This is a genomic window from Litchfieldia salsa (genome assembly GCF_900104555.1).
In the GTDB taxonomy this organism is placed as follows: domain Bacteria; phylum Bacillota; class Bacilli; order Bacillales; family Bacillaceae_L; genus Litchfieldia; species Litchfieldia salsa.
Genome location: NZ_FNJU01000007.1, coordinates 91370 through 105996 on the forward strand (window position 1 = coordinate 91370; position 14627 = coordinate 105996).

9 protein-coding genes are annotated in these 14627 nt (G+C 37.5%); 1 reads left to right on the forward strand and 8 read right to left on the reverse strand.

What is annotated here, in order from left to right; translation table 11 throughout:
• Positions 1-17 precede the first annotated feature (17 nt).
• The 8 genes from BLQ56_RS14420 to BLQ56_RS14455 all read right to left on the reverse strand — a co-directional run bounded on the left by BLQ56_RS14420 (position 18) and on the right by BLQ56_RS14455 (position 13183).
• Positions 18-1211 (reverse strand): sensor histidine kinase, encoded by a 1194-nt coding sequence (locus BLQ56_RS14420; protein WP_090855699.1) that lies wholly within the window; start codon positions 1209-1211, stop codon positions 18-20.
• 198 nt (positions 1212-1409) lie between these two features.
• Complete coding sequence (locus BLQ56_RS14425; RefSeq protein ID WP_090855701.1) at positions 1410-2669, reverse strand: cytochrome P450 family protein; 1260 nt, start codon at positions 2667-2669, stop codon at positions 1410-1412.
• 91 nt (positions 2670-2760) lie between these two features.
• Entirely contained in the window at positions 2761-3519 is a 759-nt protein-coding gene (locus tag BLQ56_RS14430; RefSeq protein WP_090855703.1) for an SDR family NAD(P)-dependent oxidoreductase, read from the reverse strand.
• Positions 3520-3788: 269 nt separating this feature from the next.
• Positions 3789-5609, reverse strand: a complete 1821-nt coding sequence (locus tag BLQ56_RS14435) for an ABC transporter ATP-binding protein (RefSeq protein ID WP_090855706.1) — start codon at positions 5607-5609, stop codon at positions 3789-3791.
• The gene (locus tag BLQ56_RS14440) at positions 5606-7330 is read right to left on the reverse strand and encodes an ABC transporter ATP-binding protein (RefSeq protein WP_090855710.1); all 1725 of its coding nucleotides are present in this window, start codon (positions 7328-7330) and stop codon (positions 5606-5608) included. Before BLQ56_RS14440 ends, BLQ56_RS14435 begins: the two co-directional genes overlap by 4 nt.
• A gap of 175 nt (positions 7331-7505) precedes the next feature.
• Positions 7506-9320 (reverse strand): family 43 glycosylhydrolase, encoded by a 1815-nt coding sequence (locus BLQ56_RS14445; protein WP_090855713.1) that lies wholly within the window; start codon positions 9318-9320, stop codon positions 7506-7508.
• Positions 9321-9361: 41 nt separating this feature from the next.
• On the reverse strand, positions 9362-11866 hold the full coding sequence (locus tag BLQ56_RS14450; protein ID WP_090855716.1) for a glycoside hydrolase family 2 TIM barrel-domain containing protein: 2505 nt from the start codon (positions 11864-11866) through the stop codon (positions 9362-9364).
• 12 nt (positions 11867-11878) lie between these two features.
• Positions 11879-13183, reverse strand: coding sequence for a glycoside hydrolase family 1 protein (locus BLQ56_RS14455; RefSeq protein ID WP_090855719.1), 1305 nt, complete (start codon positions 13181-13183; stop codon positions 11879-11881).
• A gap of 165 nt (positions 13184-13348) precedes the next feature.
• Between BLQ56_RS14455 and BLQ56_RS14460 the strand changes: the two genes are divergently transcribed.
• Entirely contained in the window at positions 13349-14587 is a 1239-nt protein-coding gene (locus tag BLQ56_RS14460; protein ID WP_090855722.1) for a helix-turn-helix domain-containing protein, read from the forward strand.
• Positions 14588-14627 lie beyond the last annotated feature (40 nt).

The window sequence follows — 14627 nt, forward strand, 5'->3', positions numbered from 1 at the left end:
ACACTAACCCCTTTCTATTAAACTGGGACATTAATAGAAACTTTCGCTCCCTTTCCAGGGCAACTATTAATTTCTAACTTACCTCCTATTAATCGAACTCGTTCTCTTAACCCAAGTAAGCCATACCTTCCAGAATGTTTACCAATGGATCTTGGATTAAAACCAATTCCATTATCGATTATTTCTATTTTTAAAAAGTCATTTACGTTCTTTACGGTTATCTTGACCATCTTTGCTTGGGAATGCTTAACAATGTTTGCCAAACACTCACTAACGATAAACAAACTGTGTTCCATTGTTAAGGAGGATAATTGTTGAATAGTCTCTATTTCATAGTTCACTTCTATTGCAGCAGTTTCTTTAAACTCTTTTATCCTATTTAATATTTCATGATTAAAATCAGTTTCCTCAACTGACTTTGTTCTCAAGTCATCAATTGCTTTCCTTGCATTTTTCAAGGTTTCTCTCGCCCTGATCATAGATTGTTGAATAATCTCTTCAGATCTGTTTATATTTCCATTTTGAAGATGTGCATCTACTGCCTCTAGTTGCATAATTAAACCGGCGAGACCTTGTGCTAATGTATCATGTAAGTCTCTTGCCATCCGTTGTCGTTCAATTGCTAAGGTTAAGTTTTCAACTTTGTGATGAGCCGTTTCTAAATCTTCTAAGTAATATTCCATTCGTAATCTAGCTTTAACCTGTCTGTTATACAAGACAGAATAGAAATTCACAATCGTAATATTAAAAAAGAAAATAAGGACTAATATAGGTAATTCCTGTAATCCATAATTTAACCAAATAGCCACACAATAGATTGTATACGCTCCTATAAAAACAATGAAAACCTTAATGCTGTTTTCAAATATGGTAATACTCTGAGATACCAAAAGTGGAAGTAGGCCAGCCATTATAACAGGAGAGCCATGGGGAACTAGAAAAGATGAAATGAATAAAAGGCTACCTTGTGAGAATAAATAAACCCACTTTCTTCTATCCGTTAATAAATTTGAAAACCAATAACATAGTATGTAAATTAAAATAGCAATGGTAAAAACGACACTCTGGATAAAGACAGGTTGTTCAATATATTGAAGCACCATTGTTCCTAAATAGATAAAAAAGATCCAAACGATCACACCAATTTTAGATACTAATAATTCAACTGATACATTTTTAATAGAATCAATATTTATATTCCTTATACTCATTAGGTCCCATTCCTTTATTAAAAATCACCAATATATAACCCCCTCCAACTGTGTACTCCCTTTGAACTATTGAAAAGTAACGAAAGAGAAAAACGCCCTGGGAGATAGCCTCTCACAGGGCAATTGTATCATAATTCCTTATATTTTGATTATCAGCATTGGAATGATCTACCTGTACTTTTCCGCCAAACTGGTACTTTAAAAAGAGACAGGAAGAGATTCTAATCCTTGAGCTGCTAACTTGAATTTCCACTTAACGTCCTCACGAGGGATACTAAGTCGAAGATTTGGCATTCGGCTTAGTAGTGTGGTAAACGCAATATCCCCTTCCACACGGGCAAGAGGTGCACCCAAGCACATATGTACTCCCTGACCGAAGGCAAGATGGCGCTTAATGTTCCGAGTAACATCCAGTTCCTCTGAGTTTGCAAAATGCTTCCCATCTCGATTCGCTGATTTCAATAACGGAAAAATCATATCTCCTCTCTTAATCTGTTTCCCTCCAAGTACATGATCCTTTAAAGCGTAACGCGGACCACCGATTGTAGAAGGACCGTTAAAACGCAACATTTCTTCTACAGCCGCCGGGATTAAGCTATGATTGGCCTTAACCATCTCTAATTGGTCTGGATGATCTAGTAACATTAAGGTACCCGTTGAAATCAGGGTTGAAGTGGTTTCATGCCCTGCAAAAATTAATAACTGAAGCATCGAAATTAGTTCTCTTTCATCAAGCCGATCTCCTTCCTCTTCAATTGCGATTAGTTGGCTTATTAAATCATCAGAAGGTTGCTTACGTTTGTGTGCTACAAGCTCCTTTATGTAGTCACCGAATTCTTTGAGACTTTCAGTAGTCTGTGGATTCGACGTTCCCAATCCAAGACCATTAGCGATACCTTCTGACCATTCATGTATCATTGGATGATCCGATTTTGGGACTCCAATCATGTCAGAAATAACATTAACTGGTAGGGGATTGGCAAAATCTTTAACAAGATCCATCTCTCCTTGGTCTTGTACCTTGTCGAGTAATTCAACAGCTAATTTCTGTACACGTGGGCGTAAGCTTTCCATATATCTCGGCGTAAAGGCTTTGGATACTAATGTACGCAGACGTTTATGATCAGGCTCATCAATAGCGTTTAAAGAATTAGATAAAAATAGACTCGAACTCGATGAATCTGTTTTTCCTATTAAAGAGTCTTGAATCTTACTGTTCTTATGAATGGACTTAGGGTCAACGCAAAAATGTTCTTGATCTTTAAGCACCTTCATCGCCTCTTCCAAATGTGTGACGATCCAAGCTTGATTATCGGATTCACCCATAGGGATTGGGATAGGTATAACCGAACCCATATCCCGCAGTTGCGCAAATAGTGGGAATGGATCTTCACTACTTTTACCACTAAGTACTCTCAATATTGCTTGCTCAGGCTTATGTTCTACCGAATGATTCATGAATTACCTTCCTTTCTTTAATAGGACTAGATAAAGGAGTTGTATATTTCACTGAGATAAACCTATTTGCTATATAAAGAATCTACAACCATTAATTTGAACTCCATCCACCATCAACGACTAACTCTTCCCCTGTAATAAACTTTGATTCATCAGAAGCCAAAAATAAGTAAGCATTGGCAATATCGCTTTCTTCACCGGCATGTGGAGGGAGTGGAATTATATTCTGAAATGCTTTGCCCAATTGCTCTTGGGAAGTAACACCATGTTTTCTTACAGCACCTGTTAAGATTGCACCTGGGAATACTGAATTCACACGAATTTTATCTTTAGCAAAATTTATTGCTGCATGCTTTGTAAGTGACCGCACGCCTCCCTTAGCAGCGCTGTATGCTGCAGCTCCACTATCCGCTCCACCAACTAACGCCGCCAATGATACACAGTTTACAACCGAACCTTTACCATTCTGTTGCATATAAGGGATAACCGTTTTCATCCCTAACCATACAGATGTAAGATTTATTGAAATTGCCTTATTCCATCCTTCTAGATCTTCCTCTAATAAGCTCTTATGAACAGACACACCAGCATTATTTATTAAAATATCAATCTTACCAAACTCTTTAATTACCCGTTCTCTTGCAATCCTCCATTGTTCCTCAGAAGTAACGTCTAATTCAAGAGCAAGAATGTCTCCCTTAAAGTTTCTAGTTTCTTCTATTAATTGTGTTACGGCAATATCAGTGGCCGCTACTTTTGCACCCTCTCTTGCAAATAACTTTGCAGCAGCTAATCCCATACCGCTAGCAGCACCTGTAATCATTGCAACTTTGTTCTGTAAGCGTTCCATGATCCACTCCCCCTCCACTTCTAGTAAAGTGCTATGTTAAACACACTTTATTTGCTACATTTATATCTTACTAAACTTGAAAATAGATAGAATCGTACTTTCGGGCATATAGGTGATGTACGATTGGGCAGAATTGACAACTAACGTTATCATCCCAATCAAATGTCGGTTGGAAACGTCTTGTCCTTGCCCTCTCGATCAACACCTGATGCTTTTTTAAAATGAAAAAAGATATACACAGTCTTAAAACTATGTATATCATAAAAATATTAACCGGGTTGGCTTACCGTCTCAAATTGACTATTATATAAGTCAGCATAGAAGCCTCCTTGCATAAGTAATTCCTGATGATTCCCATGTTCAATAATATCTCCATTGTTCATGACCAAAATCAAATCGGCATCCTTAATCGTTGATAGACGATGTGCAATAATAAAGCTTGTGCGATCTTTCATAAGTCGATTCATGGCTTTTTGGATATTCAATTCTGTTCGCGTATCAACACTACTAGTTGCTTCATCTAAAATTAAGATTTTTGGATTTGAGATAATGGCTCTTGCGATCGTCAAGAGTTGCTTTTGTCCATGTGATATATTCGTTGCATCTTGTTTTAGCGCTGTATCATAGCCTTCAGGAAGTTTACGGATAAAATCGTCTGCATAGGCTGCATAAGCGGCTGCCTTTATTTCCTCTTCTGTTGCCCCTTTTTTCCCATAGGCAATATTTTCAGCAATCGTTCCACTAAACAACCATGTGTCTTGAAGGACCATCGCAAACAAACTTCGTGCTTGCTCACGTGACATTTCTTGGAGATCTACTCCATCAATCAAAATACGGCCACTATTCAAACCATAAAAACGCATAAGTAAATTGATTAACGTGGTTTTCCCCGCACCGGTTGGACCAACGATGGCCACTGTTTGCCCTTCTTTAATGTCTAGATTGATATCCTTCATTAAAAGGGAATTTTCATCATAGCCAAAACTCACATGATCAAATGATACTTGTGCTTTTAGTTTTTCAAATTCTACTTCAGCATCTTCTTCTTTTGACTGTTCTTCTTCATCTAAAATGTAAAAAACACGTTCCGCAGAAGCAAGTGCATTTTGAATCATCGTTGCAATCCCTGCTACCTGCATCATCGGTTGCGTGATTTGCTTAGAGTATTGTAGAAAGGCTTGCACATTCCCAATTAACAAATTACCGTTAAGGACAAAAATGCCCCCAACAATACTGACTAACACAAAGCCTAAGTTTCCGATAAAGTTCATCATAGGATTCATAATTCCTGAGATAAATTGAGCTTTTTGGCTAACTTTAGATAATCGATTATTCATTTCATCAAAACGTTCAATTGATTTTCCTTCATAGCCAAATGCCTTCACAACTTGATGACCTGAGTACATTTCTTCCACATGACCGTTTACATCTCCGAGACTGTCTTGCTGTTGTTTGAAAAATCTCTGAGACTTAGAAAAAACAATTCGGATGACCAGGAAGCTTAGCGGTACCGTAATAGCAATGATAACAGTAAGCGTTGGACTTATGACAAGCATCATCACGATAATACCCACAACTGTAATGAGCGATGTAATAATTTGCGTCAATGCCTGCTGAAAAGAGTTATTGATGTTATCAATATCATTGACAGCTCTACTTAGCAGGTCACCATATGAATGCTTATCAAAATATTTGATCGGTAATCTTGTGAATTTTTCAGTTACTTCTTTTCGAAGGGTTGCTACAGCACGTTGAGATACCCCAGCCATTAAGTACATCTGTAGAAATGAAAATAATGAAGAAAGCACATATAAAAAGATTAATAGACTGACGAGCTTACCAAGGAAACCAAAATCTATCGGAATTTTTCTTGTCACACTATCAAATATAGAAGTTGTTGCATCCCCTAAAACTTTAGGGCTATAAACTGTAAATATAGTTGAAATAACACTAAAAATAAACACGAGGAATAAAGTTTTCCTCTCCGGTTTTAAATAACCTGCTAGACGGCGTAGTGTACCTTTTAAATCCTTTGGTTTTTCAACTATTTTCGAGTTTTTGGAGGAAGCCTTCACTTTTTCTTTACTCACGATACTTCTCCCTCCATTTGTTGCGAAATAAGAATTTCCTGATAGACTTGATTTGTTTTTGAGAGATATTCATGTGTACCTTTTCCAACCATTTGCCCTTCATCTAACACGATAATTTCGTCAGCATCCATGATCGAGTTAATTCGCTGGCCAACAATGATGACTGTAGCATTTAATTTTTCCTTCAACATACGTCTTAATTTCGCATCTGTTTTATAATCCAAAGCAGAGAAACTATCATCAAAGATAAAAATTTCAGGATTTCGAACAAGTGCGCGAGCAATTGATAGGCGTTGCTTTTGACCACCTGATAAATTAGAGCCAGCTTGATGAATCATCGTCTGAATCCCATTTTCTTTTTCCTGTACAAAGTCTATGGCCTGTGCAATCTCAAGCGCTTCGTAAATTTCTTCTTCGGTCGCTTCCTTTTTTCCAAAACGTATATTTTCTGCGATTGTACCAGTAAATAAAGAAGCTTTCTGCGGAACATAGCCAATTTTCTCACGTAATTGTTTCTGTGACATGTCTTTAACATCGACACCAGCGATCAGAATTCTCCCCTCTTCAGGGTCATAAAAACGTGGAATAAGCTGAATGAGTGTTGTTTTTCCAGAACCGGTACTTCCTATAATTGCTGTTGTTTGTCCTGATCTTACTTCAAAGGAAATATTTAGGATTGCCGGTTTTTCTGCTCCTGTGTATCGGTATGTGACATTTTCAAATTTAATGAGGCCTTCCTGTTCATTTTTCACATTCGGTTCAGTCGGGTCCTTTATAATTGCTTCCATCTGTAAAATCTCACTAATACGCTTTGCAGATGCCTGTGCCCTAGGAATCATCATAAAGGCAATCGATAACAAAATAAATGCCATAAAAATCATTAAAGCATATTGTAAAAAAGCCATCATATTCCCTACCTGCATAACTCCTTTGTCAATTTGAATAGCTCCAAACCAGATTATTGCGATATTAGAAAAGCTAATGATGATTGACATTAATGGAAATAATAATGCCATCGTTTTGTTTACCTTGATTCCAGTATCTCGAAAATCCTCATTCGCTATGTTAAAACGTTTCTTTTCAAAGTTTACCTGATTAAATGCTCGAATGACTCGTATCCCAGTTAGGCCTTCACGGATAACTAGATTTAATCGATCTGTCTTCTTTTGCAACAAACCAAAAAGTGGGGTTGCTTTTTTGATTAGTAAACCGATTGCCAACACGAGTATTGGAAGGGACACTAGAAAGATTATGCTTAAAGAAGGTTCCATCATGACAGCTAGGATAATCCCCCCCATAAGCATTAATGGAGCCCTCGTTGCCATACCTAGTATTAAGCTTATAGCATCTTGGACTTGTTTGATATCATTCGTTGTTCTCGTAATAAGAGAGGCGGTACCAATCTTATTTAGCTCTTCCATTGAGAAGCCTTCCACCTTAACAAATAATTCACGGCGGATATCTCTTGCAAAACTAACAGCCACATTGGATGTCAAATAGATACTCCCAATCGTTACACAAATAGCCATTAAGCTAAGCACGATCATCCACCCGCCAGTCTTAATGATATAAGAGATATCAGAATTTACGATTCCAATATCTACAACGTTTGCCATTAGCGTAGGAATAAATAATTCAAACAAGATACCAGCTAATGTAAGTCCAACAATACCTAAGACTGACCATTTGTAAGGTTTAATAAATTTCAGTATGAACTTCATCGAAAACCACTCTTTTCTTATGCTTTTACTTAACAAAACTTATTTACAAGTTCTATTTTAACCTTATTCAAATTATAAATATGGTAATTTGGTATAGTTTTTTGTAATATTATAAGGCCAAATAAATTAAAACTGCCTCTTCCTATAGGATAAAAGGAAAAGGCAGCATACTGCTTTATAGAGTAGTATTATTAAATTCTTCCACTTTCATTATTTCGCCTTCTGTTATTCCCTGTTCATTAAAAGAATCCACTCTTACATATACAGGCTGAGCTTTTATTAAGGCACCTATTGTTACTTCATTACTGCCTAAAACCATATAACTATGGTACAGTTTATCTGGTGCAAAGCCCCAAAGGACATTGTAACCAACTGCACCTATATCTTTCCATTCCACTGAAAGATCGAGTTCACTTTGGCGTTCTAATTTAACACCTGTTGCTTGTTTAGGTAGTTCCCCCTCACCTTTACCAAACACTCTTAGGCCAGAAATACAGGCATTCTGATTATAAGGAAGTTCCTTCACCGTACATCTTATATATCGCACTTTAAGCCCACCCTCTTTTACAATTAGGTCATGCGATAAATCTGTCTTGGCATCCTCCTTATTTTCAATAACGAAATATTCTTTCCCGTCCAGTGAACCTTCTACCAACCATCTTGTAAAATGTTGACGTTCATCTATATATCTTATCATCGTTCCTTCACCCTGAAGGGTCGCACCCTCTGGAAGAGTTAGATTCATTAGATCATCTGCAAAATTTAGTTGAATCGCACGAACATCACAGTTTTGCTGAAGATCGACTTCAAGCCATTCTCCAGACTTATTTGAATCTGCTTTCCACCAGGTTTGAACATTCTCATCAGTCACATTCAAAGCATCTTTCCCCTCGATAAATGATGAAGCAGTCACTGGTTTACGATAGGAAAGTAGCATCCACTCTGGGTTACTCCATGGGTCCATCTTTCCCTGTTCAATCTTCATTGGCCAATCACCATATCGTTGATTGCAGAATAACTCTCCATCTTCGTCAAACCCTGCTGTCCAAAGTCCTATGCGTCTTTCAAAATTATGATTGACTGAAATTCTCATCGTTGAAGCATGCCAAAGATTGCCGAATTTATCTTCCATTGTGGACCCATGCCCCGCTCCTGGCATAAACCCACCTGGTTTATAAGAGTATGGATTATTCTTAGCCAGTTTAAATGGACCGAGCGGACGATCAGAAACATACACACCATCTGCATATACATTGTATTGTGTACCGGGACAAGAATACTGCAAATAGTATTTCCCGTTATGTTTATCCACCCAGGCTCCCTCAATGTATGGATTGTCATTACTCAGATACATCCGTAAAGTAGTAATCTGTTCTTCTGTAATATCTGGCATCTTCTTGACATAGGCTTGAACCTTTGACTCTAGTTCTACTTCTGAAACCTTAGGTTTAATATGATTCTCCCCTATTCTTTCAAAGCCAAGTTCCTTTGGGTTCCCAAAAATAAGCTCAATTGGACTGGTTTTTGGTTTCATATCATCAGGATCAAGTTCTACGCCATATAAAGGGGCTACATTTGAACAGCCCCAATAAAAATAGATTTTACCATCGTCATCAACGAATAGATTTGGATCCCAGAATGGAAATGTTCCCTCTATCTCTTCAAATTTACCGTTTATAGGGTCATTAGTTCGATAGAATGAACAGTTGCTGTGATTTTTTGATGCGGAAAAATAGATATACTCACCGATCACTCTTACATCCGGAGCATAATCATAGACTGGTACATTAGTTAACTCATGAAACTCCCAATCAGTTAGATTATCACTACTAAGAAAGCCAGTAGTCATTGACGGAAAAAGAAAATATATCCCCTTATATAAAATTAAGGATGGATCTGCAGCCTCTCTTGCAACGGCGTTTCTTCCCCCTTGAAGAGAGTAAAACTGATATTTATACTCCATATTAATAGGGTTACAAACATAACTCATCCTTAAATCATCCCTTTCATCAATTGATTTAGTTTTTATAATCAAAATCCTGTATATTGCTCTATCTTGTTTTGATGTTCAAAAGCTGTCGTCGCTTCACTTCTTTTCACAGGTATTTCAATAGATGCCGTGCAAAATTCTTCCATACTTACAGTTAAAGTTGCTGTCCCTTCTGCGTAGCCCGCTCTAACAATAGCTAGTAATCTACCTTTATAAGAGGTGAATTCACCTTTTGTATAGTTTTCTGAAGTTTTCGGATTGCTTGAACCAAATGCTGAAAGGGTTGCCGAGCCATCTACTTTACCTTCACATTTAATTTCAGCTGTTGGAACTAATCTACCCGCTTCATCCACAACTTCAATAACTGCGTGAACGAGTGACTGCCCATCAGCAGTTAGTTCCTTCTTATCAGAAACAATTCGAATGCCACTAGGTTTCCCAGCTGTAGTCAAGATGTCAGATGAAACCTTCTTTCCGTCTTTATAACTTATAGCTTCTAAAGTTCCGGGCTCAAACACAAGCTCAAACTTTGCTGTTAAACGATTTGCCTTACCTGATGGCTTTCTTCCAAGGCTTCTGCCGTTCAAAATAAGTTCAACTTCTTCAGCAGCTGAATATACATCAACCATGACAGGCTTACCTTCGTATCCTGGCCAACTCCAAGAGTTTTCACAGTTTGGCCATGCAAAGCGACCGATGACTTCTATTTTTCCATGTTTTTTAGGATGATGTGTTGCGATGAAGGTCTCATCGGAGCCCCATAGGATTTTTCGGTATGCTAACTGAGGACGTGCAAACCCACATAAATCGATGTCAGCCCCGCCTTCAGTACGCCATGGGTACTCTGCAACATGAAGCTTTTTATATGCTTCGGTAGCATCTTCCTCGGTTTCATAAACATCTTGTCTACCAAGTCCCGCTTCCCCTAAGTAGTCAAAACTTGTCCAAACAAAGTCTCCAATCACATGTGAGAAACGTTCTAGATCATTCCAATAATCAAACATTTCTATCGGTTTACTTTCCGTACTACAAATAACTCGATTCGGAAATTTCTTGATTGATTCTTCATATTGATAATTCAAGTAATTATAACCGACAACATCGAGTGGAGCAGCAAAGGCTTCTGTGTAATCTGCCCAAATACTTTTACCAAAGTCCCCATCTAAATTGCTGATTCCGCCGCCACGATTATTCGAGTTTTTCATCAGGTCTTGGAAAAATTTCAGCTGGTCGCCATCCTCAAGTCCATTGAAAAATGATGGGATGGAATTCGTAATCGGGCGTGTAGGATCAACCTCACGTGCAAAGGAAGCCAGCTTAGCAGCCCAATGATATCCGTTTGATAATCCACCACGCTCAGGAACTTCATTCCCGGTTGACCACATGATAACAGAAGGGTGATTCCGATCACGCAACATAAACGCTTCCATATCACCCTTCCAATCCTGCTCAAAGTACAAGCTGTAATCATGGGTGTTTTTCTCCATTGTCCAAACGTCGAATGCCTCATTAATCACAACCAAACCTAAGCGATCACATGCATCCAACATATCCTTTGACATCGGATTATGTGCAAATCGAATCGCATTAAACCCGTTATCCTTGTGAATTTTCATTTTGCGATATTCACTATCCTTAAAAGAGGCTGCACCTAAAATTCCATTATCATGATGAACACAGCCTCCTCTTAGTTTGACAGTTCGACCATTTAGCATAAATCCATTTTTTGTATCGACCGAAATCGTCCTAATTCCAAATGTTATGCTTTCACTATCGATTAAAGTTTCCTTATCAGTTAATTGCGCAGTTATTTTATATAGATTTGGAGAATCGATATCCCAAAGCTCTGCATCTTCTACAGCAATCTTAACTTGGCCAACTGCTTTTTCTCCCGCAGGCACATGAACTTTAACCCTACCAATTCCCGCTGTTTCACCATAGGTTTCCTTTGCTAGTGTAATATCAACCCAAAGATTCGTATCTTCACCTGTATGGTTTTCAACCGTCGTTTCAACCAAAACAAAAGCAGTACCATTCACTACATGGGAGGTATGAGCGTATATCCCCCATGGTGCAATATGCAGCTTTGGTGCAGTAAGTAAATCAACATGACGATATATACCAGATCCAGAATACCAACGACCATTAGGTTGTGCTTCATTGTTAACGATAACAGCCAGTCGGTTTGGTTCACCCGGCTTGAGATAAGGGGTCAAATCTGCATGAAACGGCGAATATCCATAATGATGTCGCTTAATGACATGCCCATTTAACATAACAGTTGGGTTCATATATACTCCATCAAATTCCACTAGCACTCTTTTATTCTTGTAATCTTCCGGGATCTCTAACTTCTTGGTATACGTTCCAATTCCTCCACCATAATAGCCTGTATTTTGTCCTCCTGGTGCTTCTGGAAAGGTATCTGTTTCAATCGTAAAATCATGTGGTAGATTCACCATTTTTCCTGGCTGACCGTAACCAGGTATCATAAAAGGCTTACCATTTATAAATTCCCAAGCTTTATCAATGTTTTTCCTTTTCATGTTATAGCTCCCTTACTCTTGTATTTGCACTAACCCCCTGTTTTTTATACTGCCTAAAAATGATAGACTTTCCTTTGGATAGCGGGTTTGTGTCGAACGATCAACTGCAATTAATCCAAAAGTTTGGGCATAACCTAACTGCCATTCAAAATTATCAAGTAAGGACCAGTGCGTATAGCCGATTACATCAATTCCTTCTTCTATGCATTGGTGTACACCAGTCAGAGCACGGTCAATAAACTCTACCCTTTCCTCATCCTGATCAGTAGAAATACCATTTTCCGTCACAATAATCGGTTTATTCCAGTGCTTGGAAACAAATCGAAGTACATTTCCCAATGCTTCTGGATAATATTCATAACCCATTTTTGTCAATCTCGTATTTTCATTATTTGAAACAATTCCATCCGGGCCATGGATTTTTCGGGAGTAATTTTGAACTCCCAGAAAATCATCATTTTGGAGATATGGTAAATACTCAAGAAAATCCTCATACTGTTCTTGTTCTACAAATTTTTCACCACCTGGTAGCGCTTGATGATCATAAAGTGAAAAGGTAATGCCAACCTGAATATCTGGATTTGTCGTTTTAATTTCTTCTCTTGCTTTTTCATGGCATTTCATAATAATACGTTCACCATTTTGCGTCTTTGGAGAAAGGAATGAATGTACATTTCTTGGATCAATTCCAAATGCCTCACCCAACGCACGGTAATAGGTTTGCATTTTCGCTTTCATGTCATCCATATTAAGTCCAACCTGGACCTCTGTACTATTTGCAGAATCATTTTTTTGTACAGCCTGCATTTTTTTCATGATTTTCGCAATTTGCTTACCCATATTCGCTTCATTAATCGTACAGATATAAGGGATTAGGTCACCCAATTCTTCAGTAACATATTTACAGTAATTACCGAAGTATTCAATCGTTGTTTCACTTTCCCAACCACCCTCGGAGATTAACCATTTCGGTGAAGAAAAATGATGCATTGTCACAATAGGAGTGACATTTTTTTGATGGCAAAATTCAAGTACCTCTCTGTAATGTTCAATTTGGTGCTTGTCAAATTCCCCTTTCGTTGGCTCAATTCGTGCCCACTCGATTGAAAATCGGTAGGTATTACAGCCTGCATCAACAAGTAGTTGTATGTCTTCTTTGTATCTATTGTAGTGATCAACAGCATCTAGAGACGGCTCTTTATACATTGTTCCCGGAATATGCTCCATTGTCCAAAAGTCACTATGTACATTATTGCCTTCAACTTGATGTGCCGCAGTTGCAGCACCGATCATAAACTCACTTTTAAATTTTTTCATTGTCAATCTTCCTTTCAGACTCGGAATGTAAAATAAATAGAAAATGCTTTCAAAATAATCCTATCACTCTATTAAAAATCTTTATGGTATTTATGTATTTTTTTTTGTAAAATAAGTATTATACTTAGAATTTCACCTCATCTTTATGAAGGAAGGTGTAAACCGATGAGCTCTCACATTGAAACAACTAAAAAGATATGTGACCTTGTAGCAGAAACATTTGATTTATCAGTTATATTCATCGACCCAGCTTGGAAAATCGTTCATGAAAGCCTGACAAATCGAGCTTTAAATCCTCTTTATGCGAATCAAAAACAAAGGTTTTTTAATCCATTACAATTTAACGCTACTAACCAATTTGATTATCCCGTCATTACGAAATCGGCATTTTCGGAGAAGTTTATCATATGTAGTGTTTATCATAATAGATCCTTCGAAGGAACTGTTTTAGTCGGACCGTCTCTACCCAATCCAATATCAGATAAAGTTATAAGTGGATTAGTACATGATTCACGATCATTTTTCTCTCGTGAGGAAGTCTTCGAGTATTATAAGTCAATTCCGATTATTGAAACTAAAAAACTAATAAACATTAGTACAATCATCTTTCAGATGTTTAACCATGTATTGCTCTCTCCAAAGACAGTTGAAGAGAAAAATAAAATGCATGTGGATCTGATCGACAAAATAGATAAAAATGAATTAGCCATTTCTGAAAATTTACAATTGAATCGGTTTCATGATCGAATTTTTGAAAAGACGATGTTAGAGGTTGTGAAAGGAGGTAGAGTTGATGAAATAAAAAATCTTCCGAATAAGGAAGAAGAAGAATCAACTATTTTGTCCAAGTCTAGTTATATTCGTTCATTTAAAAATCATATAATAACTCTCATTACCCTAGCATCTAGGGCTTCAATCGAAGGGGGCGTACATGATGAAATTGCATTTGGTTTGCATGACCGATTTATCCTACAGGTAGAAGAATTAGATCGCCTGGATAAGATTAGACTATTGGCAAAGGAGATCCTTTATACTTTCACCGAAAAAGTTCGAGAAGCACAAAATGACCGCTATTCGAAAACAATTACCATATGCAGAGATTACATTTACAGGCATCTATACGAGGACATCTCTCATGATGATATAGCAAATAAGATTATGCTTAGCCCTAAATACCTTTCTGCCCTATTTAAGAAAGAAGTCGGGATAACGGTCAGTGAATATATTCAACTGACAAAAATTAATGAGGCCAAGAAGCTTCTCGCTTATACTAAAACACCAATATCTGAAATATGTACATTATTAAGCTTTAACGACCAAAGCTATTTTACGAAGGTTTTCAAAAAAGTGACTGGTGTTACCCCAAAGATTTATCGAGAAAAACATCATTTATTAGATACGTAAGCTTATTAGTAGGTATAAAAGGCATTCGATACAATGTATC

Excerpts from the sequence above, each read along its gene's own strand:
- BLQ56_RS14420 (WP_090855699.1), bottom strand. The coding sequence starts at position 1,211 with ATGAGTATAAGGAATATAAATATTGATTCTATTAAAAATGTATCAGTT.
- BLQ56_RS14425 (WP_090855701.1), bottom strand. The coding sequence starts at position 2,669 with ATGAATCATTCGGTAGAACATAAGCCTGAGCAAGCAATATTGAGAGTA.
- BLQ56_RS14430 (WP_090855703.1), bottom strand. The coding sequence starts at position 3,519 with ATGGAACGCTTACAGAACAAAGTTGCAATGATTACAGGTGCTGCTAGC.
- BLQ56_RS14440 (WP_090855710.1), bottom strand. The coding sequence starts at position 7,330 with ATGAAGTTCATACTGAAATTTATTAAACCTTACAAATGGTCAGTCTTA.
- BLQ56_RS14445 (WP_090855713.1), bottom strand. The coding sequence starts at position 9,320 with ATGAGTTATGTTTGTAACCCTATTAATATGGAGTATAAATATCAGTTT.
- BLQ56_RS14450 (WP_090855716.1), bottom strand. The coding sequence starts at position 11,866 with ATGAAAAGGAAAAACATTGATAAAGCTTGGGAATTTATAAATGGTAAG.
- BLQ56_RS14455 (WP_090855719.1), bottom strand. The coding sequence starts at position 13,183 with ATGAAAAAATTTAAAAGTGAGTTTATGATCGGTGCTGCAACTGCGGCA.
- BLQ56_RS14460 (WP_090855722.1), top strand. The coding sequence starts at position 13,349 with ATGAGCTCTCACATTGAAACAACTAAAAAGATATGTGACCTTGTAGCA.